Here is a 26,790-nt window from a genome sequence, read left to right as displayed (position 1 = left end):
GTGGCGATCCCAGCAGGACTCGAACCTGCAACCCGCGGAGTAGAAATCCGCTACTCTATCCAGTTGAGCTATGGGACCGTCGCTGCGCCAGCCTCCGTTTCGAGGCCGGCTGTTCATCTACCATGCCAAATATGAAAAATATCGTCTTTCGCCAAGTCTGAACCGAACCGTTTTCCTCAGAGCCGCGACAAAGCGAGACGGTGGCATGTCAGGGTGCCGGGTTGAGCGGCGGCGGACTGGACGATGGATCACATCGCCGGGAACGCTGGCCAGCTTCCGGGATGTGGCCGCCGGTCGACGGGTCAGGTAGTGCTGCGCCATCAGGACGGCGTGCGCGGCGGTATCTTGATCGGTCTCCTCTGGGCTTGCCTTTCCATGGCGAATGCGACGATTTGCACCTTTGGTTCCATCGCCTTGAGTCCGTCACCTTTCCGCGCATTTCATGCCGCCTGCGGGCGGCTGTCCGCGATTTCCGGGAGTCCATCATGATCGGTCTTGTTCGCGCCGTCACACTCTGCGCCACGCTGGCGCTCGGCCTCACCGCCGCGCATGCCGCGGACAAGGCGTTCAAGCGCGACGACCTCGCCGATTCCGCGATCAAGCTGGAGGCCCAGATCAAGAGCGAGGCGGGGCCGGTCGCCAAGTCCAACGCGACGCTGCGCACCGACGCGGACGCCGCCTTCCGGCGCAATGATTATCGCACCGGCCTGTCGGTGCTCGGCCAGATCGCGGCGACCACGCCGGAGGACGCCGGCAACTGGCTGCGGCTCGCCAAGGTCATCTTCCAGATCTCGCCGAAGAGCTCGAGCGAGCAGACCTTCCTGCTGGAGCGCGCCTCGACCGCGGCCTACATCGCCTACCAGCGCGCCGGCAATCCCGGCGAGGAGGCCGACGCCCTCGCCGTGCTCGGCAAGTCGCTGTCGGAACGCAAGCTGTGGCGGCCGGCCCTGGATTCGCTGCGGCTGTCGCTCGACATGCGCGAGGTCGCCGACGTCCGCGGCCAATATGAGAAGATGCGCGACGAGCACGGCTTCCGGCTGCTCGACTATACCGTGGACTCGGATTCGGCGAGCCCGCGCGCCTGCTTCCAGTTCTCCGAGGAATTGGCCAAACGCACCGACTTCGCGCCGTTCCTGGCGCTGGCGGGCCAGGACAAGCCGGCGCTGTCGGCCGAAGGCAAGCAGCTCTGCGTCGACGGGCTGAAGCACGGCGAGCGCTACAACATCAATCTGCGCGCCGGCCTGCCGTCCACCGTGAAGGAGGGGCTGCCGAAATCGGCCGAGTTCAACGTCTATGTGCGCGACCGCAAGCCGTTCGTGCGCTTCACCAGCCGGGCCTATGTACTGCCCCGAACCGGCCAGCGCGGCATTCCCGTGGTCAGCGTCAATACGCCCGCGGTCAACATCAACGTCTTCCGGATCGGCGACCGCAACCTGATCAACACGGTGGTCGACAGCGACTTCCAGAAGACGCTGTCGAAATACCAGCTCTCCGATCTCGGCGACGAGCGTGGCGTGAAGGTCTGGACCGGCGAGCTCGCGACCGCGATGACGCTGAACCAGGACGTCACCACGGCATTTCCGGTCGACCAGGCGCTCGGCGAGCTCCAGCCGGGCGTCTATGTGATGACGGCGGCCGCCAAGGGCCCGGGTTCGGACGACGATTACCAGCTCGCTACGCAATGGTTCATCGTCTCCGATCTCGGCGTTTCCGCCTATTCCGGCAATGACGGTATCCACGTGTTCGTGAACTCGCTGGCCTCGACCGACCCGGTCGGCAAGGCCGAGGTCCGGCTGGTTGCCCGCAACAACGAGATCCTGGCGACGCGCAAGACCGACGACAGCGGCCATGTGCTGTTCGAGGCGGGCCTTGCGCGCGGCGAGGGCGGTCTGTCGCCGGCGATGCTGACGGTCACGGGCGAGAAGGCCGATTATGCCTTCCTCAGCCTGAAGTCCTCCGCCTTCGATCTGTCCGATCGCGGCGTCTCCGGCCGCGCCGTGCCTGCAGGTGCCGATGCCTTCGTCTATGCCGAGCGCGGCGTCTATCGTTCCAGCGAGACCGTCTATCTCACCGCGCTGCTCCGGGACGGGCAGGGCAATGCCGTCAGCGGCGGGCCGCTCACGATCGTGATCGAGCGCCCTGATGGCGTCGAATACCGACGCGCGGTGCTCGCCGACCAGGGCGCCGGCGGCCGTACGCTGTCCGTGCCGCTCAACTCGGCCGTGCCGACCGGGACGTGGCGGGCGCGCGCCTTCACCGACCCGAAGGGCTCCTCGGTCGGCGAGACCACCTTCATGGTCGAGGACTACGTCCCTGATCGGATCGAATTCGACTTGTCCGCCAAGGACAAGCTGATCAAAGCTAACGCTCCAGTGGAGCTTAAGGCGGACGGCCATTTCCTCTATGGCGCGCCCGCGTCCGGCCTGCAGCTCGAAGGCGACATGCTGGTCGCGCCCGCGAGCGAACGCCCAGGATTTGCCGGCTACCAGTTCGGTGTTGCCGACGAGGAGACCAATTCGAACGAACGCACGCCGCTGGAGAACCTGCCCGAAGCCGACGCCAACGGCGTTGCGACCTTCCCGGTCACGCTGGACAAGCAGCCAGCCTCGACCCGTCCGCAGGAGGCGCAGATCTTCGTCCGCATGGTCGAGACCGGCGGCCGCGCCGTTGAGCGCAAGCTCGTGCTGCCGGTCGCGCCCACCGCGGCGCAGATCGGCGTCAAGCCGCTATTCGCAGACAAGAACGTCGCCGAGGGGGACAAGGCCGAGTTCGACGTCCTGTTCGTCTCGCCCGAGGGCGAGAGGCTGCGCCGCGACGGCCTGCGCTACGAGCTCCTGAAGATGGAGTCGCGCTACCAGTGGTATCGCCAGAACAATTACTGGGAGTACGAGCCGGTCAAATCGACCTCGCGCGTCGCCGACGGTGATGTGACCGTTGCCGCCGACAAGCCGGCGCGGATTTCGCTCAGTCCTCAACCCGGCCGCTACCGGCTCGATGTGAAGTCGAACGACGCCGATGGCCCCGTGACCTCGGTGCAGTTCGACGTCGGCTGGTATTCCGACGGCAGCGCCGACACGCCGGACCTGTTGGAGACCTCGATCGACAAGCCGCAATACGCCTCCGGTGACACCATGACGGTGTCGGTCAACGTCCGCAGCGCCGGCAAGCTCACCATCAACGTGCTCGGCGACCGCCTGCTGACGACGCAGACCATCGACGTCAAGGAAGGCACTGCCCAGGTGAAGCTTCCGGTCGGCAAGGACTGGGGCACCGGCGCTTACGTGGTGGCGACGCTGCGCCGTCCGCTCGATGCAGCCGCCCAGCGCATGCCGGGCCGGGCGATCGGCCTGAAATGGTTCGGCATCGACAAGCAGACCCGCACCTTGCAGGTGAAGCTGTCGCCGCCGGCGCTGATCCGGCCGAACGCGACCTTGAAGATCCCGGTCAAGCTCGACGGGCTCAATCCGGGCGAGGACGCCAAGATCGTCATCGCCGCAGTCGACGTCGGCATCCTTAACCTCACCAATTACAAGCCGCCGGCGCCGGACGATTACTATCTCGGCCAGCGCCGCCTGAGCGCCGAGATCCGCGATCTCTATGGGCAGCTCATCGACGGCATGTCCGGCACGCGCGGCCAGATCAAGTCCGGCGGTGACGCTGGAGCTGCCGAGCTTCAGGGCTCGCCGCCCGCGCAAAAGCCGCTGGCGCTCTATTCCGGCATCGTCACGGTTGGCCCCGACGGCAGCGCGGAAGTCAGCTTCGACATTCCGGAGTTCGCCGGCACCGCGCGCGTGATGGCGGTGGCGTGGACCGCGACCAAGCTTGGCCGCGCCAACACCGATGTCGTGATCCGCGACCCCGTCGTGCTCACCACGACCCTGCCGCGCTTCCTGCTCAATGGCGACCACGGCACGGTGAACCTCGAGATCGACAATGTCGAGGGACAGGCCGGCGACTACGTCATCAATGTGAAGACCGGCGGCCCCGTGAAGATGACGGGCAATCCCGCGACCACGGTCAAGCTCGCCGCCAAGCAGCGCAATTCGTTCTCGCTTGCGGTCGACGCGACCGCGGCGGGGCAGGCGACGCTGGACGTCGACATCAGGGGTCCGAACGGGCTGACGCTGGCGCGCCATTACGCGTTCGACGTCAAGGCGGCGACGCAGGTGCTGGCACGGCGTTCGATCCGAACGCTGGCGAAAGGCGAGAGCCTGACGCTGACATCGGACATGTTCTCCGACCTCGTGCCGGGCACCGGCAGCGTCTCGGTTTCGGCGAGCCTGTCGACCGCGCTCGACGCGGCGACGATCCTGAAAGCGCTCGATCGCTATCCCTATGGCTGCTCAGAACAGATCACGAGCCGCGCCATGCCGCTGCTCTATGTCAACGATCTCGCGGCCGGTGCGCATCTCGCCATGGACACCGAGGTCGACCAGCGCATCCGCGACGCGATCGAGCGGCTCTTGGCGCGTCAGGGCTCCAACGGCTCGTTCGGCCTGTGGTCGGCCGGCGGCGACGACGCCTGGCTCGACGCCTACGTGACGGACTTCCTGACCCGCGCCCGCGAAAAGGGTTTTGCGGTGCCGGACGTGCTGTTCAAGAACGCGCTCGACCGTGTCAGAAACTCCGTCGTCAACGGCAACGAGCCGGAGAAGGACGGCGGGCGCGATCTCGCTTACGGCCTCTACGTGCTCGCACGTAACGGCGCAGCGCCGATCGGCGATCTGCGCTATCTTGCCGACACCAAGCTGAACAACCTCGCAACCCCGATCGCGAAGTCGCAGCTCGCGGCGGCGCTCGCTCTCGTCGGCGACCGCAACCGCGCCGAACGGGTCTATGGCGCCGCGCTCGACAGCCTCGCGCCAAAGCCCGTGCTGGAGTTCGGCCGTACCGACTACGGCTCGCAGCTTCGCGATGCCGCAGCTTTGGTGTCGCTGGCCAGCGAAGGCAACGCGCCGAAGGCGACGCTGACGCAGGCAGTGTCGCGGGTCGAGACCGCGCGCGGGCTGACGCCCTACACCTCCACGCAGGAGAATGCATGGCTGGTGCTGGCGGCGCGCGCGCTGGCCAAGGAGAACCTGTCCATGGAAGTGGACGGCCAACCGGTCAAGACCGCGCTTTATCGCAGCTACAAGGCCGCGACGCTGGAGGGCAAGCCGCTGAAGATCACCAACACCGGCGATGCACCGGTGCAGGCCGTGGTCTCGGTGTCGGGCTCGCCGGTGACGCCGGAGCCAGCGGCGTCGAACGGCTTCAAGATCGAGCGCAACTACTTCACGCTCGACGGCAAGCCGGCCGACATCAGCAAGGTCAAGCAGAACCAGCGCTTTGCGGTGGTGCTGAAGATCACCGAGGCGAAGCCCGAGTACGGCCACATCATGGTGTCCGACTATCTGCCGGCGGGCCTCGAGATCGACAATCCGAAGCTGGTCTCGTCGGGCGACAGCGGCACGCTGGACTGGATCGAGGACGGCGAGGAGCCTGAAAACACCGAGTTCCGCGACGACCGCTTCACGGCGGCGGTCGACCGGGCCTCGGATTCGAAGTCGGTCTTCACCGTCGCCTATGTCGTGCGCGTGGTTTCGCCCGGCAAATACGTGCTGCCGCAGGCCTATGTCGAGGACATGTACAATCCCTCGCGCTATGGCCGGACGGGCACCGGGACGGTCGAGGTGCGGGCGGCGAAGTGAGTGAGATGAGCGAACCCAACGAAGTCTCTCGTCATTCCGGGGCGGTGCGCAGCACCGAACTACGGCGCGCAATTGCGCGCCTGAGAATCTCGAGATTCCGGGTCTGGTCCTTCGGGCCATCCCGGAATGACGGCCGTTGGGCCAGGGGCAGGGCCCTTCGCATCCTCTCAGCCTTCGCACTCGCTTTCATCATCGCCATCGTCGGCTTCGTCGGTTGGGTCTACTCCCTCGGGCCTCTCCCGCTCGACGAAGCCCGGCACGTCTCCACCACCATCGTCGACCGCAACGGCAAGCTGCTGCGCGCCTACGCCATGGCAGACGGCCGCTGGCGGCTGCCGGTCGATGCCAAATCCAATGTCGATCCGACCTATCTCAAGCTGCTGCTCGCCTATGAGGACCAGCGCTTCTACGGACACAACGGTCTCGACCCGCTGGCGCTCGGCCGCGCCGCCTTGCAGCTCGTAACGCGCGGCCACATCGTCTCGGGCGGCTCGACCATCAGCATGCAGCTGGCCCGGCTGATGGAGCCACGGCGGCAGCGCTCGCTCTACGCAAAACTGCGGCAGATGGTGCGCGCGATCGAGATCGAGCGCAGCATGAGCAAGGAGCAGATCCTCGACCTCTATCTTGCGCTCGCGCCTTATGGCGGCAATCTCGAAGGCATCCGCGCCGCCTCCATCGGCTATCTCGGCAAGGAGCCGAGACGCCTGTCGCTGGCCGAAGCCGCGCTGCTGGTCGCGCTGCCGCAGTCGCCGGAGACGCGCCGGCTCGATCGCCATCCCGAGGCCGCGCGCAAGGCGCGCGACCGCGTGCTCGACCGCATGGTCGAGGAGCAGGTGGTCAGCGCCGACGACGCAAGGCAGGCCAAGGCCGTGCCCGTGCCAAAGCTGCGCAAGCCGATGCCGATCCTGGCGCCGCATGCGTCCGACACCGCGCTGTCGACAGTCAAGGATACGCCGGTCATCAAGCTGACGCTGGACGCAAATCTGCAGAAGGTGCTGGAGCCGCTGGCGCGCGACCGCGCCATTGCGCTCGGACCTAACATCTCGGTCGGCATCATCGTGGTCGACAATGAGAGCGGGGACGTGCTCGCCCGCGTCGGGTCGGCCGATTATTTCGACGAGAGCCGGGCAGGGCAGGTCGACATGACCCGCGCGATCCGCTCGCCGGGCTCGACGCTGAAACCCTTCATCTACGGGCTCGCCTTCGAGGACGGCTTCGTTCATCCGGAAAGCCTGATCGACGATCGTCCCGTCCGCTTCGGCTCCTACGCGCCGGAAAATTTCGACATGACCTTCCAGGGCACGGTGCCCGTGAAGAAGGCGCTGCAACTCTCGCTGAACGTGCCGGCGATCGTGTTGCTCGATCGCGTCGGATCGAGCCGGCTGGCGTCGCGACTGCGGCAGGCCGGCGGCAATCTGGTTCTGCCCAAGGACGAAGCGCCGGGGCTCGCCATGGGGCTCGGCGGCGTCGGCGTGACGCTGCAGGATCTCGCCCAACTCTACACCGGCTTCGCCCGTCTCGGCACCACGAGGCCGCTGCGCGAGGTGATGGCTGACAAGGACGACCGCGAGCCGCTCCGGCTGCTGGACCCCGTCGCGGCCTGGCAGGTCGGCAACGTGCTGCTGGGAACGCCGCCGCCGGAGAATGCCGCTCACAACCGCATCGCCTTCAAGACCGGCACCTCGTACGGCTATCGCGATGCCTGGTCGGTCGGGTTCGACGGCCGGATGACCATCGGCGTCTGGGTCGGCCGGCCCGACGGTGCGCCGGTTCCCGGCCTGATCGGGCGCGTCGCCGCCGCGCCAATCCTGTTCGACGCCTTCGCCCGCAGCGGCAAGACGCTGGCCGCATTGCCGAAGCCGCCTAAGGGAACCCTGGTTGCTGGCAATGCCAAGCTGCCGTTGCCGCTGAAGCGGTTCCGTCCAGTCGGGGAGCTGGTTCGGACCGGCCGCGAGCAGGCGTTGCACATCCAGTTTCCGCTGAACGGCTCGCGGATCGATGTCGATCGCTCCGGGGGGCAGGACAGCGCCGCGATGCCGGTCAAGGTCGCCGGCGGGGTGCTGCCCATGACCGTCATGGTTAACGGTACGGCGCTCGGCGAGATTGACGGACGCCGCCAGCGCCTGATCGATCCGCCCGGTCCGGGCTTTGCGCGGCTCACCGTGATCGACGCCACGGGCGCCGCGGACACAGTCGTCATTCGAATTCAATGACCCTGGCCTTAACCGGTTGTCGGAATGGCGGTTTCAGCGTAAGCGGAACCAATGGCCGAGACCTTTCCCAGCCCCCGTTTTGGAGCGCCCCGCGAGCCGAAATCGCCCGTGAATCCGGGCAGCCGGCTCGTGCTCATGCTCGACATCGCCACGGCCAGCCAAGCCCGTGCCGTCGCCTTCCTGCTGCTGTGCGCGCTGCTGTTGTTCCTGCCGGGCTTCTTCACGATTCCGCCTGTTGATCGCGACGAGGCGCGCTTCGCCCAGGCCACCAAGCAGATGGTCGAGAGCGGCGACTATGTCGACATCCGCTTCCAGGAGGACGTCCGCTACAAGAAGCCGGTCGGCATCTACTGGTTGCAATCGGTTGCGGTCGAAGCCGCCTCGGCGCTGAAGCTGCCGAAGGCCGAATTGCGGATCTGGGTGTACCGGCTGCCGTCGCTGTTCGGAGCGATCGGCGCCGTGCTCATGACCTATTGGGCCGCGCTCGGCTTCGTCACGCGGCGCGCCGCGGTGCTGGCGGCGCTGATGATGTGCGCCTCCGTGCTGCTCGGCGTCGAGGCGCGGCTCGCCAAGACCGACGCGATGCTGCTGTTCTGCGTGACCGCCGCGATGGGGGCGATGGCGCGGGCTTACCTCTCCTGGCAGCGCGCCGAGGACGAGACGCATCCGCCCTGGAGCTGGCCCGCGATCTTCTGGACCGCGCTTGCGGTGGGCATCCTGATCAAGGGGCCGCTGATCCTGATGTTCGCCGGGCTGACCATCGTCGCGCTCGCGATCCAGGACCGCGATGCCTCCTGGCTGTGGAAGCTGCGTCCGGTCTGGGGCCTGATGTGGATGCTGGTGCTGGTGCTGCCCTGGTTCGTCGCGATCTTCTGGCGCGCGGGCGATGCCTTCTTCGCCGATTCCGTCGGCGGCGACATGCTGAGCAAGATCGGCGCCCAGGAATCCCACGGCGCGCCGCCCGGCATGTATCTGGCGCTGTTCTGGATCACGTTCTGGCCGGGCGCGCCGCTAGCGGCGATGGCGGCGCCCGCGGTGTGGCGGGCGCGGCGGGAGCCCGGCGCGCAATTTCTGCTGGCCTGGCTGATCCCGTCCTGGATCGTGTTCGAAGCGGTGCTGACCAAGCTGCCGCATTACGTGCTGCCGCTATATCCGGCGATCGCCATTCTCACGGCCGGTGCGGTGGAGCGGCGCGTGCTGTCGCGCTCCTGGCTGATGCGCGGCTCGGCCTGGTGGTTCGCGATCCCCGCGGCCGCCTCGATCATCGCGGTGGTCGGCGCGGTGATGCTGACGCGGCAGCCGGCTTTTGTGGCCTGGCCATTCATCGCGGCATCGCTGATCTTCGGCCTGTTCGCCTGGTGGCTCTACGACAACAACCGCGCCGAGCGCTCGCTGCTCAACGCGCTGGTCGCGGCCCTGATGCTGGCGGTGGTGGTGTATGGCATCGTGCTGCCGTCGCTGACGCCGCTGTTTCCGAGCATCGAGGTCGCGCGCGCCTTGCGCAACGTCACCTGCGTCGGGCCGAAGGCGGCCGCGGCCGGCTATCACGAGCCGAGCCTCGTCTTCCTGACGGGCACGCAGACCGTGCTCACGGACGGGTCGGGCGCGGCCGACTTCCTGAGGCAGGGCAGCTGCCGCTTTGCGCTGATCGAGCAGCGTTCGGAGCGGAGCTTCGTGCAGCGTGCCGAGGCGATCGGGCTGCGCTATAAGGTCGGCACCCGCATCGACGGCTATAATTTCTCGCAAGGACGCGCGATCTCGATCTCGATCTTCCGCTCGGAAGGCACCGAATAGGATGCCGGCCTCGACCAGCCCCGCGCCGCGCCCGGGCTATCCCGCGCAATTGCTCGCCGTGTCGGGCCGCGCGCTTGCGCAGCTCGTTCGCACGCCCTCGCATTCGCGCCGCGCAGAGGCCGCGCGAAAACTGGCGCGGCATTCGCTGTGGCTCAGTGCGGCGGGCGCGGCCCTGGTCATTGCGCTGATGCTCGCGTTCGACCTAACCGAGATCCAGCTGATGCCGGCGCGCGGCACGCCGAGCCTGTGGCCGATCCGCATCCTCACCGATTTCGGCAAGGACGAGTATCTGCTCTCGGTGCTCGGGGGCGTGCTGGTCCTGCTGGCGCTCGTTGCGGCGGGACTTCACGGGAGACGGCGCGCGCTGCTCCTCGGTCTCGGCACACGGCTGCAGTTTGTGTTTCTGTCGATTGCCGTCTCGGCCTTCGTTGCCGAGATCCTGAAATATATCATCGGCCGCGGACGTCCGTTTGTCGGCGGCAAGGCCAATCCGTTCAACTTCATGCCGTTCGAGGGGACGGGGGCTTATGCCAGTCTGCCGTCGGGCCATGCCGTGGCAGCGTTCGCCCTGGCGTTTGCCGTGTCGGCATTGTGGCCGCGTCTGCGCGTGTTCATGTTCACTTACGCAATCGTGATCCTGTTGACGCGTCTGGTGCTGGTCGCGCATCACCCGAGCGACGTCGTGGCCGGCGCCCTGGTCGGCACGGTCGGCGCCATGGCGGTCCGCTATTGGTTCGCGGCCAGGCGGCTGGGCTTCGCCATCTGCGCCGATGGCACCATTGTGCCGCTTGCAGGGGCGGTTTCGGGCCATCTCAAAGGGGTTGCTCGCGGGGCATCCGCCCCATAAAAGCGGCTGCCTGTCGGGGCCGCCGGTTCCCCGGGAAGGCCCATTCCAACCACGAGCCTCGATTTGTCGTCGTCCCAGCCTTCGGTTTCCCAGCCTTGGGTTTCCCAGCCCTCGGTTTCCATCGTCGTTCCCGTGCGCAACGAAGCCGACAACATCGCGCCGCTGATCGCGGAGATCGGCGCGGCGCTCGATGGCCGCTGGGCCTATGAGATCATCTACGTCAACGACGGCTCGACCGATGCGACCGGCGAACGCCTCGCAGCGATCATGGCGCAGCGGAGCAATCTGCGCCAGCTTCGCCACGCCAGATCAGGCGGCCAATCCGCGGCCGTGCGCAGCGGCGTGCGTGCGGCGCGCGGGGCGATCGTGGCGACGCTCGATGGCGACGGCCAGAACAATCCGGCCTTCCTGCCCGACCTGATCTCGGCGGTCGAGAAGGGAGCAGGGCGCGTCGGCCTCGCCGCGGGGCAGCGCGTCGGACGCAAGGATACCGGCTTCAAGAAATTCCAGTCGCGCGTGGCCAACGGTGTCCGCAACTCCATCCTGAAGGACGGCACGCGGGATACCGGCTGCGGGCTGAAGGCATTCCGGCGCGAGGTCTTCCTGATGATGCCTTATTTCGACGGGCTGCATCGCTTCCTGCCGGCACTGGTCCGCCGCGAAGGCTACGATATCGCCTATGTCGACGTGATCGACCGGCCGCGCCATTCCGGCGTGTCCAATTACGGCTTCTTCGATCGGCTGTGGATCGGCATCATGGATCTCGCCGGCGTGTGGTGGCTGATCCGCCGCAAGAAGCCGACACCAGATGTGACTGAGGTGAACGCATGATCATTCAATACGGTCAGGCGCTGAGCAACTATCTCTACGACGTCTTCGTCGCCAAGTTCGATTTCTGGCTGGCGTTCGGCCTCGTCGCGCAGCTGTTCTTCACGGCGCGATTCCTGGTGCAGTGGATCGCCAGCGAGCGCGCCGGCAACAGCGTGGTGCCGATGGCGTTCTGGTTCTGCTCGATGGGCGGCGGGCTGATGACGCTGGTCTACGGCGTCGTGAAGCGCGAGCCGGTGATCATCCTCGGACAGTCGCTGGCGACCATCATCTATATCCGCAACATCATGCTGATCATCAAGAACCGCGGCCGCGCCTCGAAGACGCTCGATCGCTGAGCCCAGGTTTTAGCGCGGCAACGCCGATGCCGCGCCTGAGGCTGGCAGAGCCGCTGTCTCCGCCTCGGTCCTGCGATAAGGCACGCCGGCTGCGTCGAGCACGGGATAGGCGACCGAGCAGATGTGCGAGTGGATACGCCTGAGGTCGCGCAGCACGTCCAGATGCAGCGAGGTCGTCTCGATGGTTTCGGGGCGGCCCTCGCGCAGGCGGTCGAGGTGGCGCTCGACTGCGGCAAGCTCCGTGTTGCGCAGTGCAGTTTTCTCCACCAGCAGCTTGCGCGCCTCATTGGCGTCGCCGGACATGAAGACGCCGAAGGCGATCCGCAGCGAGTCCATCGTGCGCTTGTGGAAGGCGGCGAGCTCCTCGGCCCCCTCGGCCGAGAACTGGAAGCGGCGCTTGATCTTCTTGGTGGCGAGCTCGCTCAGGCTCTTGTCGATGATGTCGCCGATATGCTCGAGGTTGATGGCGAAGGAGATGATCTCCATCGCGCGCCGCCCTTCGCTCTCGTCGAGGCTGCCCCGCATCAGCTTGGTCACGTAGAGCTTGATGGCCTCGTCGAGACCGTCGACGAAATTGTCCATCTTGGAGACCTGGTCGACCAGCGCACGGTCGCCTGTCATCATCGCGGCCATCACCTTGCGCAGCATGACCTCGACGAGATCGCCCATCCGCAACGTCTCGCGCGCGGCGTCTGCAAGCGCCAGTGACGGCGTCTCCAGCGCGGTCTCGTCGAGATAGCGCGGGCGGGCCGGATCGGCCTCTTGCACGCGATCGGGCAGGAGGCGTGTCAACAGGCGCGACATGGCGTCGAGCAGGCCGATGAAGACGACGGCGGTGCCGACATTGAAGGCGATGTGGAAAGCCGCCGTCATCCTGGCGAGATCGGGCTGCCAGGCGTGCATGTGCTCGGCGATCGCGCCCAGGAAGGGCAGCACGAGGGCAATCCCGATCACGCGGTTGACGAGATTGCCGACCGGCAGGCGGTAGCTCGCGGGATCGTCACGCCTGGCGCCCTCGAACACGGGATTGACGGCACTGCCGAGATTGGCCCCGAGCACCAGCGCCAGGCCCGCGTCAGGCGTGATGAACTGCGAATAGGCCAGCGACATGATCAGCAGCACGCTGGCGACGCTCGAATGCACTGCCCAGGTGACGAGGGCGGCGATGACGATGCACAATATTGGATCGCCCGTGATGGCCGACATCACGATGCGGACGCCCGGTGCGTTCTCAGCCGGCGCCAGCGTGTCGAGCAGGATGTGCAGCGAGAGCAGCATCAGGCCGAGGCCGATGCAGACGCGGCCGATGTCCTTGATCCGCGATCGCGGGCCGGAGCGGAAGGCGACGAGGCCGAGCACGAACAGCACCGGTGCGACGGCTGCGATGTTGAACGACAGCACCTGCACGATCAGCGTCGTGCCGACATTGGCCCCGAGCATGATGGCGAGCGCAGCGGCGAGGCTGACGAGCCCTTCGGCCGCGAACGAGCTCGTGATCAAGGCGGTCGCGGTGCTGCTCTGGAGCAGCGCGGTGAGGCCGAGGCCGGCAGCAAAGGCGCTGGCGCGGTTGCTCAGCGCCTTGCCCAGCAGCCGCCTGAGGTCAGGACCGAAGGCGCGCAAGATCCCGCTGTGGACCATGTGCAGGCCCCACAGCAACAGCGCAACGCCGCCCATCAGATCGAGCAGAACCAACGTTCCCATGCTCCGTGTCCGGATTGGAGTCGATTGGTGAGGCTAGCGCCAAATGCTTGAGGTTCAAACCCTTTGTTGGCGCGTTGGCGTTAACGTTTACGCCAGCTGCACGTTCCCACGGCGCGTGGTGCGCGTCCGCCGCGGCGTGCGTTGGCGCGTCCGCAGTCGAGATGCCTTGTGAGCAGGCTCACATTGCCGCCTTGAGGGCAGCGAAGCCGCGGTCGAGATCGGCCTTGAGGTCGTCGACGCTCTCGAGGCCGATGTGGAGACGCAGCGTCGGGCCGCCCGGCGCCCACTTGGTCGCGGTGCGATAGGCGTCGCAATCGAAGGGAATCGCGAGGCTCTCGAAGCCACCCCAGGAAAAACCCATGCCGAACAGCTTGAGCGTGTTGAGCATGGTGTCGACGGCCTTCTGCGGTGCTGGCTTCAGCACGATGCTGAACAGGCCTGACGCGCCGGTGAAGTCACGCTTCCAGATCGCGTGGCCGGGATCGGTCTCGAGCCCCGGATGCAGCGCGCGCGCGACCTCGGGTCTAGCCGCGAGCCAGCGCGCCATGTCGAGCCCGGAGCGGTGATGCTGCGCCAGCCGCACCGACAGCGTGCGCAGGCCGCGCAATGCGAGGAAGACGTCGTCGGGACCGGCGCAGACGCCGAGCAGGCGGATGCCTTCCGCAATCTGCGGCCAGGCCTTGGCGTTGGCCGAGATGGTGCCGAACATGATGTCGGAATGGCCGCCGATATATTTGGTGGCGGCCTGCATGCTGATGTCGACGCCCTGGTCGAGCGAGCGGTGATACAGCGGCGTCGCCCAGGTGTTGTCGTCGATGACGAGTGCGCCGCGCCCATGCGCGACCTCGGCGATGGCGCGAATGTCCGGCATCTCGAACGACTGCGAGCCCGGCGCCTCCACCAGCACCGCGCGGGTGTTCGGCTTGAACAGCTTGTCGATGCCGGCGCCGATCAGCGGATCGAAATAGGTCGTCTCGACGCCAAAGCGGGTGAGCATGCCGTTGCAGAAATTGCGCGAGGGCCGATAGACGTTGTCGCAGACCAGGAGATGGTCGCCGGCCTTGAGCACCGCGAGCAGGGTGGTCGAGATCGCCGACAGCCCCGACGGCACGATGCCGATGCCGGCGCATTGCGGTCCCTCCAGCGCCATCAGCGTCTCCTGGAACGCCTTGGTGGTGGGGGAACCGTGGCGGCCATACGTGAACTCGCCGCGATGGGCGTGCAGGTCCTCGGCGGTCGGATAGAGCACGGTCGAGCCGTGAAAGACCGGCGGATTGACGAACCCCTTCTGCGCCTTGGTGTCGCGGCCGGAGGTGACCAGCCGGGTCTCGGCATGCTGCTGGGAGGGGTGCGAGGAATCCATGCGTCTGCTTTCAAAACCGCGTTTCCGCTCGGGCTTGGCGCCCGATGGGCTGGCCAAAAGGCCGCTGTCGTTAATAACAGAACACAGAAGAGTCCCGTCAACCCCTTGACCCGGCAGGCCAGTCGTTCTGTGATGCGCAGGTGCTATTCAGTCGCCGCATGTTGAGGGGCAGCCGCGACCTTCGATCCATCGTCCGACCGGACCTTGCGCCACAGCCAAAAAAATGGCGGGCGCGAGCGGCAGGGATTAAGGTATGGCCTCCCGGGATCGGCGAGTGTTCGGCAAGGTTTCCCAGCATGACTCTTGCAGGGGCTGGCCTTGATACGCCTGGCCCTGGCAGCGATGATCCTGAGACAACGTTCCTTGAGACGACTTTGAAAGGCCCAAAGCCCATGAAACGCGTAACCTTGGCTCTCACCCTTGCTATCGCCGCCGGCCTCTCCGCCCAGGCCGCCGATGCGCAAACGCTCAAGACGGTCAAGGACCGGGGCATGCTGTCCTGCGGCGTCAGCCAGGGCCTGCCGGGATTCTCCTCGCCCGACGACAAGGGCAACTGGACTGGCCTCGACGTCGATGTCTGCAAGGCGATCGCCGGGGCGATCTTCAACGATGCGACCAAGGTCAAGTACGTGCCACTGTCCGCCAAGGACCGCTTCACCGCGCTGCAGTCCGGCGAAATCGACGTGCTCTCGCGCAACACCACCTGGACCATCTCGCGTGATACCTCGCTCGGCGCCAATTTTACCGGCGTGACCTACTATGACGGGCAGGGCTTCATGGTGAAGAAGTCGCTCAAGGTGAATTCGGCGCTCGAGCTCAACAGCGCCTCGGTCTGCGTGCAGACCGGCACCACCACCGAGCAGAATCTGGCCGACTACTTCAAGGCCAACAACATGAAGTACGAGGTGATCGCGTTCGGCACCAACGACGAAACGGTCAAGGCGTATGAGGCGGGACGCTGCGACGTCTTCACCACCGACCAGTCGGGCCTGTACGCCAATCGCCTGAAGCTTGCCAATCCCAACGACCACATGGTGCTTCCCGAGATCATCTCGAAGGAGCCGCTCGGCCCCATGGTGCGCCACGGCGACGATCAGTGGTTCGACATCGTGAAATGGACGCTGTTCGCGATGGTCACCGCCGAAGAGCTCGGCGTGACCTCGAAGAACGTCGACGAGAAAGCGAAGCTGGAAAATCCCGAGTTGAAGCGCGTCCTCGGCACCGACGGCAATTTCGGCGAACAGCTCGGCCTGACCAAGGACTGGGTGGTGCGGGTCGTGAAGGCAGTCGGCAATTACGGCGAAGTGTTCGATCGCAATGTCGGCGCCGGCTCGCCGCTCGCCATCAACCGCGGTCTCAACAATCTCTGGAACAAGGGCGGTCTTCAGTACGCGCCGCCGATCCGCTGATCATCTGATCCGCTGGCAGCGGCATGAGCACCGAGGCCCGAAAACCGCCACCCCAGATCGCGCTGAAGATCAGGCGCGTTCTGGGTGGCAAGGCAGGCTGGAACGGCGTTGCCGTCCAGTTTGCCTTCGCGGCGATCCTGGGCTGGATCGGCTATGAGATCGTCTCCAATGCCCGCGCCAACCTCGAAAACCAGCACATTGCCGCCGGCTTCGGCTTCCTCCGGAATAATGCCGGCTTCGACGTCAACCAGACCCTGATCTCCTATACCGGCTCGGACACCTTCCTGCGCGTGTTCGTGGTCGGGCTCCTGAACACACTCGTGGTCTCGGTGGTGGGCATCGTCTTCGCCACCTTGATCGGCTTCATCGTCGCGCTGTGCCGGTTGTCGCCCAACTGGCTGCTGTCCCGCGTCGGCGAGATCTATGTCGAGATCATCCGCAACCTGCCGCTGCTGTTCCAGATCCTGTTCTGGTACCTCGCGGTGCTCGCTGCCTTGCCCAATCCGCGGCAGAGCATTTCGCTGCTCGGCGTTGCCTTCGTCAGCAACCGCGGCCTCGTCATTCCAAGCCCGGTCGGCGGGAGCGGCCTGGAGCCGTTCCTGGCGATGCTGGCGCTCGGTATCGTCGCGTCACTGGCCTTGCGCTTCCATGCGCGGCGCGCGCTGTTTCAGGAAGGGCGGATGATCCGGATCTGGCCCACCGTGCTGGGCCTGCTGTTCGGGCTGCCGCTCGCCACGATATTGGTGTTCGGTCTGCCCTTCACTTTCGAGCTGCCGCAGCTGAAGGGCTTCAATTTCGCCGGCGGATCGCGGATCATTCCGGAGTTCGTGGCGCTGACGCTGGCGCTGTCGACCTATACCGCCGCCTTCATCGCCGAGATCGTGCGCGCCGGAATCCTGTCGGTCCACAAGGGGCAGATGGAGGCGGGGGCCTCGCTCGGCCTCAGCCGCGGCACCACGCTCCGGCTGGTCGTCGTGCCTCAGGCCATGCGCGTCATCGTGCCGCCGCTGACCAACCAGTACCTCAACCTCACCAAGAACTCGTCGCTGGCGGTCGCGATCGGCTATCCCGACCTCGTCTCGGTGTTCGCCGGCACGTCGCTGAGCCAGACCGGGCAGGCGATCGAGATCATCGCGATGACGATGGGGATCTATCTCCTGATCTCGCTCCTCACCAGCGCGATCATGAGCGTCTACGGTTGGCGCGTCAGCCGGAGTCTGGGCGCATGAGCGACATCGCCTCGAGCAGCTTCGTTCGCCGGGACCTGCTCACCGAACGTCCCGCGCCTGTGAAGACCACGGGCTTTGTCGGGCTGGTGCGCACGCGCCTGTTCAACTCGCCGACCAACATCCTGCTCACGATCGTGGGCGCCTTGCTGCTGTGGTTCACCATCGTTCCCTCGGTCAGGTTCCTGATGGTCGATGCGGTCTGGAGCGGCAAGGACCGCACGGCGTGCCTCACGGAGAACGCCGGCTTTGCGGTCGGCGCCTGCTGGCCCTACATCCAGGCCAAGCTGCCGCAATTGATCTACGGTTTCTATCCCGAGGCCGAGCGCTGGCGGGTCAACCTCACCTTCGTCCTTGCGGCGGCCCTGCTGGTGCCGCTGCTCGTGCCGCGTCTGCCGGCGAAGGGGCTCAACGCCAGTCTGTTCTTCTTCGCATTTCCTGTGGTCGCGTTCTTCCTGCTGCACGGTGGCGGCATCAAGGGCTTTGGCCTCAGCTGGACCGCCGGCCTGCTGGAATTGTTCGACGACAGCATCATCGGCGCCGGGCAGGCCGTGCTCGGTCTCAGCAAGACATCCGCCGTCGCGCCGCTGTTGTGGGCGGTCGGGAGTTTTATCGTGCTGGTCGGCACGGCGATCTCCTGGCTGATCCTTCCGCTGACCTGGCTGCGCGATCAGATCCAGGGCGCGGGTCAGTCGATCTGGGCCGATTTCGCCGTCACCACCGCGGTCGTGTCGTTGATCGCCTTCGGTCTCGGCGGCGGCTTGCGCACCGGCTGGCGCGCTCTGGCCTCGAGCATCGTTGCCTTCGGCGCCATCGCTATCGTGATCAAGCTGATGGGGCTCGATCGCGGTGGACTGCCGGTCGTGACGACGAATTTGTGGGGCGGCCTTCTGGTGACGCTGGTGGTCTCCGTCACCGGCATCGTCACCTCGCTGCCGATCGGCATCGCGCTGGCGCTCGGCCGCCGCTCCACCATTCCGTTGATCCGGATCTTCTCGATCGCCTTCATCGAGTTCTGGCGCGGCGTGCCGCTGATCACCGTGCTGTTCTTCGCCACCTACATGCTGCCGCTGTTCCTGCCCGGCAATTTCACCGTCGACGGCCTCGTCCGCGCGCTGATCGGCATCGCGCTGTTCACGGGCGCCTATCAGGCCGAGAACGTCCGCGGCGGGCTTGCCGCGATCCCGCGCGGGCAGGGCGAGGCCGCCGCAGCCCTGGGCCTGTCCTGGTGGAAGACGACCTCGCTGATCGTGCTGCCGCAGGCGCTGCGTCACGTCATTCCGAACCTCGTCAACAGCTTCATCTCGCTGTTCAAGGACACTTCGCTGGTCTCGATCGTGGCGCTGTTCGACCTGCTGGGCTCGCTCAGGGCCTCGTTCTCGGATCCAAAATGGTCGACGCCCTCGACCGCGTTCACCGGCTTCGCCTTCGCCGGGATCATCTACTTCATCTTCTGCTTTGGAATGTCGCGCTACTCGCTGTTCGTCGAGCACCGCCTCAACGCCCACCGTCGCAACTGATCGAGGTCACCATGTCCGACCCCATCGTCAAGATTTCCGGCCTCAACAAATGGTACGGCGACTTTCACGTGCTGCGCGACATCGACCTCGATGTCCGCAAGGGCGAGCGCATCGTGATCTGCGGACCCTCGGGCTCCGGCAAGTCGACCCTGATCCGCTGCATCAACGCGCTGGAGGAATTCCAGGAGGGCGAGATCGTCGTCGACGGCATCGCGCTCGGCCCCAACCTCAAGCACGTCGACGCGGTGCGCCGCGAAGTCGGCATGGTGTTCCAGAGCTTCAACCTGTTCCCGCATCTGACCGTGCTGGAGAACTGCACGCTGGCGCCGATCTGGGTGCGCAACATCCCGAAGAAGGACGCCGAGATCAACGCGATGAAGTTCCTGGAGCGGGTCAAGATCCCGCATCAGGCCAACAAGTTTCCGGGGCAGATGTCCGGCGGCCAGCAGCAACGCGTCGCGATCGCCCGCGCCCTGACGATGAACCCGAAGGTCATGCTGTTCGACGAGCCGACCTCGGCGCTCGACCCGGAGATGGTCAAGGAGGTGCTGGACACCATGGTGGACCTTGCCGAGGAAGGCATGACCATGCTGGTCGTCACCCACGAAATGGGCTTTGCCCGCGAGGTCGCCAACCGCGTGGTATTCATGGACGCCGGCCAGATCATCGAGGCCAACACGCCGAACGAATTCTTTGCGGCACCCCAGCACGCCCGCACGAAGCTGTTCCTGAGCCAGATCCTGCGCTGAGCGCCTGCCATCCGGTGGCCGCGCCGGCCTGACTCACGCGCCAGCCTGGCACCAGCGAATCAGCTTTGCCTCTTTTCGGGCGATTCCCCGGAGAGAGACCTTGCAGAGCAGTGTTGGTGCGCGCGCATATCAGAATGCGCGATTGCAAAAGAAGTTGAGGAAGCAGGCGGACGCCGTCATGTCGCTTGCGGTCGAGGCGCTGCGGCAGGGCCGATTTGCCGAGGCCGAGACGCTCTGCCGCGGGATTGTGGAGGAGGTTCCGGATCATTTCCACGCCACGCACCTGCTTGGCCTGCGCGCGTTTGAGGGCGGGCGGCTTGAGGAGGCGCAACGACTGTTCGAGCGCGCGATTGCGCTCGATCCGCGCTCGCCCGATGCCCATGGCAATCTCGGCGCCGTCTATTTCGACCTCCAGAAATTCCAGGACGCCCGCGCATGCCAGGAGAGGGCCATTGCGCTGAAGCCGAATTGTCCGATCACCCTGACCAATCTCGGCAATACGCTCCTGAACGTCGGCCTCGGCGAACAGGCGATCGGACTGCACGAACGCGCTATCAAGCTGCGGCCCGACTACGCCGATGCCTTTTGCAATCGCGGGATGGCGGAGCTGATGATCGGCCGGTCCGAGCGTGCCAAGGAGAGTTTCGATCGCGCCCTGTCGTTTCAGCCGCGTCATGCGGAAGCGATCGCCGGCAAGGGCATGGTGTGCATCGAGCTTCGGCACTACGAGGAGGCGGAAGCCGCCCTCGCAGCAGGGCTCGCGATCAAGCCGGGTTCACCGCGGATTCTGGCCCAGCGCGGACGGCTCAATTTCGATCTGCACCGGCTGGAGCAGGCGGCGGCGGACTTCGATGCGGCGCTGGCGCAATCGACGCGACTCGAGCTCGCGCTGCGCGGCAAGGCGCAAGTCAACCTCCTGCTGGGGAACACGACGCAGGCGCTCGCGGCCGTCAAGACCCTGCTCGAGGACAATCCGCGGTCGGACTACGCCATCGTGCTTCTCGGCGCCTGCTACGCGAACCAGGGAGACGTCGCGACGGCGCTCGAGCACCTCGACGCGGCGCTCGAAATCTCCCCGGACTATGCAGATGCCATCGCACGCAAGATATTCATCCTGGACTATCAGTCGGAGGCCGATTTCGCGGTCCAGCAGGCGGCGCGAAAATCCTGGTGGGATGCGATCGGCGCCAGACTGCCGCAACGGACGCTGCCGCCCCGGCAGCTCGATCCGGGCCGGCGGATCGTCGTCGGATATGTCGCGTCGGAATTCAGGAACCACTCGGCAGCATTCGCGCTGTTGCCGGTGCTGCGCCATCATGATCACATCAGGTTCGAGATCGTCTGCTATTCCTGCTGGCCGCTGCAGGATGAGATCACCGAGAGGTTCAAGCCCCTCGCGGACGTCTGGGTCGACGCCGCGCAGCTTTCGGACGACGAGCTGGCCGATCGCATCCAGGCGGACAAGATCGACATCCTGATCGACGTGTCCGGGCACACGGCCGGCAACAGGCTGCCTGTATTTGCCCGCAAGCCGGCCCCGATCCAAGTCACGGGCTTCGGACACGCCACGGGCACGGGCCTTCAGACCATGGACTACGTGCTCGCCGATCCAATCTTCATTCCGCAATCGGCGCGCCATTTGCTGACTGAGAAGGTCCATGATCTGCCGTGCCTGATCACGATCGATCCCATCCTGGACGTGCCGCCCTCGGAGCTTCCCATGCTCCGCAACGGCCATGTGACTTTCGGCGTGTTCAACCGCATCTACAAGATCTCGGATGAGGCGATCCGGGTGTGGTCGAAAGTGATGCGCGAGGTGGCGGGTTCGAAGATCATCATCAAGCACGGGCTGCTCGACGATCCCTTGCTGCGCGACGGCCTGATCGCACGGTTCGCAGCCCAGGGCATTGCCGAAGACAATATCACCTGCCTGGGCTCGACCACGCGCCACGAGCATCTGTTGGCCTTTGCGCAAGTCGACATCTCCCTCGATACCTTCCCGCAAAATGGCGGCATCAGCACCTGGGAATCCCTCTATGCGGGCGTTCCGGTCGTCGCCAAGCTCGGCAACGGCTCTTCGTCACGCGCCGGCGGCTCGATCGTGGCGGCCGTCGGCCTCGACGACTGGGTCGCCGAGGATGACGACGGCTATGCCGCGATCGCGTGCAAATATGCGGCGCAGTCCGCTCATCTGGCGAAATTGCGTGCGGAGCTGCCGGCTCGGATCGCAGCCTCGCCTGCCGGCAACGTCGAAGTTTACGCGCGTGAGGTCGAGGCGGCCTATCGTCGTTTTTGGCTCGACTATTGTGCCGGCGCCTCGGAACGCGGCGAGGTGGCGTAGTCCGACCTTGCGCCGCCCCCCGGGAAATCCCGGAGGCGCTGCTGGTCGGGTGACCGGCCGGCCGGGCCTGCGAATCAGTTAGACTCCTCTGAGGGCATCCTCCGGAGAGACACCTTGCAGAACAGCGGCGGCGGCGCGCGCGCATTCCAGAACGCGCGATTGCAGAAGAAGTTGATGAAGCAGGCCGACGCCGTCATCGCTGCTGCGGCGAACGCCTATGGCCAGGGCCGATATGCCGAGACCGAGGCGCTGTGCCGCGAGATCCTGAAAGCCCTTCCGGATCATATCGACGCCATGCACCTGCTCGGCATGTGCGCCCACGACGGCCGGCGCCTCGAGGAGGCGAAAGAGCTGCTGGAGCGCGTGATCGCGCTCGATCCGCGCCTGCACGATGCCCATAACAACCTCGCAACCGTGCATTTTGACCTCGGCAATTACGAGGAGGCGCGACGGTGCCAGGAGAGGGCGATCGCGCTGAAGCCGAATTTCGCGGTGGCGCTGACCAATCTCGGCAACACGCTGATGCACATGGCGCTCTACGAGCAGGCGCTCGAGATGCACGAGCGCGCCATCAAGATCAAACCGGATTATGCCGATGCGCTCTGCAATCGCGGCATGGTCGAGCTCGTGCTTGGGCAGATCATGCGCGCCAAGGAGAGTTTCGATCGCGCCCTGCTGTTTCAGCCGCGTCACGCCGAGGCGATCGTCGGCACCGGCATGGTCAGCATGGAGCTGCGGCACCACGAGGAGGCGGCAGCCAAGTTCGCCATGGCGCTCGCGATCAAGCCTGGTGCGCCGAGGATCCTGGCCCAGCGCGGGCGGCTCAGTTACGAGCTGCAGCGCCTGGAGCCCGCGCTTGCGGATTTCGATGCGGCGCTTGCGATTTCGCCCAAGCTCGAGCTGGCCCTCCGGGGCAAGGCGCAGGTCTGCCTCGTCATGGGAAGGACCGCGCAGGCGATGGCGGCCGCGACGACCTTGATCGAGCGAAATCCGCGATCCGAGATGGGGTTGGCGCTGCTGGGCTTCGCCTATTCCAACCAGGGAGACATGGACTCCGCGATCCAATATCTCGATCGCGCGCTTGCGATCCGACCGGATTATGGAGACGCGATCAGGGGCAAGATCTTCCTGCTCGACTACCTCGCGGACGCCGATTTCGCGGTCCAGCAGGCGGTACGAAAATCCTGGTGGGATGCGATCGGCTCGAAGATACCGCGAAGGACGCTGCCGAAGCGGCCGCTCGATCCGGACAAGCGGATCGTGGTCGGCTATGTCGCGGCCGAATTCCGGCAGCACTCGGCGGGACTCACCCTGCTGCCCGTGCTGCGCAACCACGATCACACCAAGTTTGAGATCATCTGCTATTATTCCTGGCCGGGAGCGGACGAGTACACCGCCAAGTTCAAATCAATGGCGGACGTCTGGGTCGACGCCTGGCAGATGTCGGACGACGAGCTCGCTGATCGTATTCAGGCCGACAACGTCGACATCCTGATCGACGTTTCCGGCCACACGACCGGCAACAGGCTACAGGCCTTCGCGCGGAAGCCGGCTCCGATCCAGGCCACGGGATTCGGACACGCGACGGGCACGGGCATGCCGACCATGGACTATGTGCTCGCGGATCCCATCTTCATTCCGCCATCGGCTCGGCATTTGTTTCCGGAAAAGATCTACGATCTGCCGTGCCTGATCACGATGGAGCCGGTCACTAATCTGCAGCCCTCCGAGCTGCCGATGCTCCGCAACGGCTACGTCACCTTCGGCGTGTTCAACCGTATCTACAAGATTTCGGACGATGCGATCCGTGTGTGGTCGCGCATCATGCGGGAGGTGCCGGGATCGAAGATCATCCTCAAGCATGGTTTGCTCGATGATGCCCTGCTGCGCGATAGCCTGATCGCACGCTTCATCGCGCAGGGCATTGCGGAGGAGGACATCACCTGCCTCGGCACCACCTCGCGCGACGACCACCTGATGGCCTTCGACAAGATCGATATTTCGCTCGACACGTTCCCGCAGAATGGCGGCATCAGCACCTGGGAATCCCTCTACAAGGGCGTTCCCGTCGTCGCCAAGCTCGGCATTGGAGCCTCTTCGCGTGCCGGCGCCTCCATCGTGGCCGCCGTCGGTCTCGGCGACTGGGTCGCCGAGGATGACGACGGCTATGTCGAGATCGCCCGCAGATTTGCGTCGCGGCCCGAGCATCTGGCGAAGTTGCGGGCGGGCTTGCCGGCTCAGATCGCAGCCTCGCCCGCCGGCAATGTCGAGATCTACACGCGTGAGCTCGAAGCGGGTTACCGCCAATTCTGGCGCGACTATTGTGCCGCCTCCGCGGAGAGCAGGACAGCCGCACCGGGCGGTTCCTGAGCCGGATCCTGCGGCGAGGCCCGGAATAGCCCGGGGGGATTTCCGGTCGCGCCGACCGGCCGGCTCGGCGCGCGAATCAGCTAGACTCGCCCCGGGCCATCTTCCGGAGAAACACCTTGCAAAGCAGCGCCGGCGCGCGCGCATTCCAGAATGCGCGATTGCAGAAGAAATTGAAGAAGCAGGCCGACGCCATCATCTCCGCCGCGGCGAGCGCCTATGGCCAGGGCAGATATGCGGAGAGCGAGGCGCTTTGTCGCCAGATCGTGCAAGCCGTTCCGGATCATTTCGACGCAACGCATTTGCTCGGCCTGAGCGTGCAACAGGGCGGGCGCCTTGATGAGGCGCGACAGCTGCTCGAGCGCGCAATTGCGATCGATCCACGTTCGCACGAAGCCCATCACAATCTCGCCGCTGTCCACCTGTCCCTTCAGAAATTTGAGGCCGCCCGCGCGTGCCAGGAAAGGGCGATCGCGCTGAAGCCGAATTTTCCGCCGGCCCTGGCCGGCCTTGGCAACGCCTTGCTCCAGATGAACCTGCCGGAACAAGCCATCGAACTGTATGACCGCGCCGTCGCCTTGAAGCCCGACTACCCCGATGCGCTCTGCAATCGGGGTCTGGCCGAGCTGGCGCTGGGCCGATTTGACCGCGCCAGACAGAGTTTCGAGCGCGCGCTGTTGTTTCAGCCGCGTCACGCCGAAGCCCTCATCGGCAAGGGCGTGGTCGGGATCGAGCTCAAGCATTACGACGAGGCGGAAGCCGCGCTCGCAGCGGCGTTCGCGATCAGGCCAGGTTCGGCAAAGCTCCTCGCGCACCGCGGACGGCTCAATTTCGCGCTGTCGCGGCCCGAACAGGCAGCTGCGGATTTTGACGCGGCACTGGCGCTTTCACCGAAGCTCGAAGTGGCTTTGCGGGGGAAGGCAGAAGTCGCGCTGAGCATGGGAAATACGGCGCAGGCGATTCTGGCCTGCACGGCGTTGCTCGAGGAAAATCCGCGCTCGGCGATCGCGCTGGCGCTGCTGAGCTCCTGCTTTGCCAACCAGGGAGAGATCGCAGCCGCCATCGAACATCTCGACGCCGCTCTGGCAATTGCGCCGGACCAGCCGGACTTGATCGCGCGGAAGATCTACTTTCTCGACTTTCTCTCCGAGGCCGATTTCGCGGTCCAGCAGGCCGCGCGCAAATCCTGGTGGGATGCGATCGGCGCCAGATTGCCACAGAGGAAGCTCGCACCCCGGCAGCTCGATCCCGGCAGGCGGATCGTGGTCGGGTATGTCGCGGCCGAGTTCTGGTACCACTCGGCGGCGTTTGGCCTCTTACCGGTGCTGCGCCACCATGATCACGCCAAGTTCGAGATCGTCTGCTATTCGTGCTCGTCGGTACGAGATGAGATGACAGCCAAGTTCAAGTCGTTGGCGGACGTCTGGGTCGACGCCGCGCAGCTTTCGGACGATGAGCTGGCCGATCGTATCGAGGCCGACAAGGTCGATATCCTGATCGACGTGTCCGGGCATACGACCGGCAACAGGCTTCCGGTCTTCGCCCGCAAGCCGGCCCCGATTCAGGTCACGGGCTTTGGACACGCCACAGGCACGGGCCTTCAGACCATGGACTACGTGCTCGCAGATCCGATCTTCATTCCGGAATCGGCCCGTCATCTGCTGGCCGAAAAGGTCTACGATCTGCCGTGCCTGATCACGATCGATCCGATCCTGGATGTGCCTGCTTCGGAGCTTCCCATGCTCCGCAACGGCCATGTGACTTTCGGCGTGTTCAACCGCGTCAACAAGATCTCGGACGAGGCGATCCGCGTGTGGTCGAAAGTGATGCGCGAGGTGATCGGATCGAAGATCATCATCAAACATACGCTGCTTGACGATTCTCTGGTACGCGATGGCCTTCTTGCGCGACTCGTGAACCAGGGCATCCCAGCAGAGAACATCACCTGCCTGGGCTCGTCAGCGCGCGCGGAACATCTTCAGGCCTTCGCGAGAGTCGATATTTCGCTCGATCCATTTCCGCAGAATGGCGGCGTCAGCACCTGGGAATCCCTTTATGCGGGCGTTCCAGTCGTCGCCAAGCTCGGCCACGGCGCCTCCTCGCGCGCCGGCGGTGCCATCGTGGCGGCGGTCGGGCTTGACGACTGGGTCGCCGAGGACGACGACGGCTATGTCGAGATCGCCCGCAAATTTGCCTCGCAGCCCGAGTATCTCGCGAAGTTGCGCGCGAGCTTGCCGGCTCGGATCGCAGCCACGGCGGCCGGCAATGTCGAGATCTATACGCGCAGGGTCGAGGAGGGCTATCGCCAGTTCTGGCGCGACTATTGTGCCGCCGCTGCGGAGCGCGGCGAGGTCGTGTAAGCCGGCCGAACCGCGCTGAGTTTGTGGAGGCGCGTCCCCGA

Annotated in this window: 15 protein-coding genes and 1 tRNA gene; 13 read left to right on the top strand and 3 right to left on the bottom strand. The window is 65.5% G+C overall.

What is annotated here, in order from left to right; all coding sequences use genetic code 11:
- Window position 1: 1 nt before the first annotated feature.
- Window positions 2-78: transfer RNA gene (locus AABA86_RS29230), tRNA-Arg, on the bottom strand.
- Window positions 79-485: 407 nt separating this feature from the next.
- Here AABA86_RS29230 and AABA86_RS29225 point away from each other — a divergent pair.
- The 6 genes from AABA86_RS29225 to AABA86_RS29200 all read left to right on the top strand — a co-directional run bounded on the left by AABA86_RS29225 (window position 486) and on the right by AABA86_RS29200 (window position 11,713).
- Entirely contained in the window at window positions 486-5,690 is a 5,205-nt protein-coding gene (locus AABA86_RS29225; protein WP_338309264.1) for an alpha-2-macroglobulin family protein, read from the top strand.
- A 5-nt stretch (window positions 5,691-5,695) separates the two neighbouring features.
- On the top strand, window positions 5,696-7,906 hold the full coding sequence (gene pbpC, locus AABA86_RS29220; protein WP_338309263.1) for a penicillin-binding protein 1C: 2,211 nt from the start codon (window positions 5,696-5,698) through the stop codon (window positions 7,904-7,906).
- A gap of 51 nt (window positions 7,907-7,957) precedes the next feature.
- The gene (locus AABA86_RS29215) at window positions 7,958-9,700 is read left to right on the top strand and encodes an ArnT family glycosyltransferase (protein ID WP_338309262.1); all 1,743 of its coding nucleotides are present in this window, start codon (window positions 7,958-7,960) and stop codon (window positions 9,698-9,700) included.
- A gap of 1 nt (window position 9,701) precedes the next feature.
- Entirely contained in the window at window positions 9,702-10,547 is an 846-nt protein-coding gene (locus tag AABA86_RS29210) for a phosphatase PAP2 family protein (RefSeq protein WP_338309261.1), read from the top strand.
- Window positions 10,548-10,610: 63 nt separating this feature from the next.
- Window positions 10,611-11,378 carry a glycosyltransferase family 2 protein gene (locus tag AABA86_RS29205; protein WP_212244168.1) on the top strand — a complete coding sequence of 256 codons (768 nt, stop codon included), beginning with the start codon at window positions 10,611-10,613 and terminating at the stop codon, window positions 11,376-11,378.
- A complete protein-coding gene (locus AABA86_RS29200) occupies window positions 11,375-11,713 on the top strand; it encodes a lipid-A-disaccharide synthase N-terminal domain-containing protein (RefSeq protein WP_018323154.1) in 339 nt (112 codons plus the stop codon). Before AABA86_RS29205 ends, AABA86_RS29200 begins: the two co-directional genes overlap by 4 nt.
- Window positions 11,714-11,722: 9 nt before the next feature.
- On the opposite strand, the gene AABA86_RS29195 is transcribed toward AABA86_RS29200, so the two are convergent.
- Together AABA86_RS29195 and metC are read right to left on the bottom strand one after the other, a co-directional pair.
- Window positions 11,723-13,414, bottom strand: coding sequence for a Na/Pi cotransporter family protein (locus tag AABA86_RS29195; RefSeq protein WP_338309260.1), 1,692 nt, complete (start codon window positions 13,412-13,414; stop codon window positions 11,723-11,725).
- A 178-nt stretch (window positions 13,415-13,592) separates the two neighbouring features.
- Complete coding sequence (gene metC / locus AABA86_RS29190) at window positions 13,593-14,777, bottom strand: cystathionine beta-lyase (protein ID WP_338309259.1); 1,185 nt, start codon at window positions 14,775-14,777, stop codon at window positions 13,593-13,595.
- Between the two features lie 392 nt (window positions 14,778-15,169).
- On the opposite strand from metC, the gene AABA86_RS29185 reads away from it, so the two are divergent.
- The 7 genes from AABA86_RS29185 to AABA86_RS29155 all read left to right on the top strand — a co-directional run bounded on the left by AABA86_RS29185 (window position 15,170) and on the right by AABA86_RS29155 (window position 26,749).
- The gene (locus AABA86_RS29185) at window positions 15,170-16,186 is read left to right on the top strand and encodes an amino acid ABC transporter substrate-binding protein (protein ID WP_212244158.1); all 1,017 of its coding nucleotides are present in this window, start codon (window positions 15,170-15,172) and stop codon (window positions 16,184-16,186) included.
- A gap of 23 nt (window positions 16,187-16,209) precedes the next feature.
- Entirely contained in the window at window positions 16,210-17,415 is a 1,206-nt protein-coding gene (locus tag AABA86_RS29180) for an amino acid ABC transporter permease (protein ID WP_338309258.1), read from the top strand.
- A complete protein-coding gene (locus tag AABA86_RS29175) occupies window positions 17,412-18,932 on the top strand; it encodes an amino acid ABC transporter permease (protein ID WP_338309257.1) in 1,521 nt (506 codons plus the stop codon). The genes AABA86_RS29180 and AABA86_RS29175 overlap by 4 nt, the downstream gene beginning before the upstream one ends.
- An 11-nt stretch (window positions 18,933-18,943) precedes the next feature.
- Window positions 18,944-19,681 carry an amino acid ABC transporter ATP-binding protein gene (locus AABA86_RS29170; RefSeq protein ID WP_338309256.1) on the top strand — a complete coding sequence of 246 codons (738 nt, stop codon included), beginning with the start codon at window positions 18,944-18,946 and terminating at the stop codon, window positions 19,679-19,681.
- Window positions 19,682-19,781: 100 nt separating this feature from the next.
- Complete coding sequence (locus tag AABA86_RS29165; RefSeq protein WP_338309255.1) at window positions 19,782-22,022, top strand: O-linked N-acetylglucosamine transferase, SPINDLY family protein; 2,241 nt, start codon at window positions 19,782-19,784, stop codon at window positions 22,020-22,022.
- Between the two features lie 114 nt (window positions 22,023-22,136).
- On the top strand, window positions 22,137-24,392 hold the full coding sequence (locus tag AABA86_RS29160; protein WP_338309254.1) for an O-linked N-acetylglucosamine transferase, SPINDLY family protein: 2,256 nt from the start codon (window positions 22,137-22,139) through the stop codon (window positions 24,390-24,392).
- 116 nt (window positions 24,393-24,508) lie between these two features.
- Window positions 24,509-26,749 carry an O-linked N-acetylglucosamine transferase, SPINDLY family protein gene (locus tag AABA86_RS29155; protein WP_338309253.1) on the top strand — a complete coding sequence of 747 codons (2,241 nt, stop codon included), beginning with the start codon at window positions 24,509-24,511 and terminating at the stop codon, window positions 26,747-26,749.
- Window positions 26,750-26,790 lie beyond the last annotated feature (41 nt).

Source organism: Bradyrhizobium sp. TM233 (assembly GCF_036247965.1).
Lineage (GTDB): Bacteria > Pseudomonadota > Alphaproteobacteria > Rhizobiales > Xanthobacteraceae > Bradyrhizobium > Bradyrhizobium ottawaense.
This window is presented reverse-complemented; position numbering and strand designations above follow the sequence as displayed.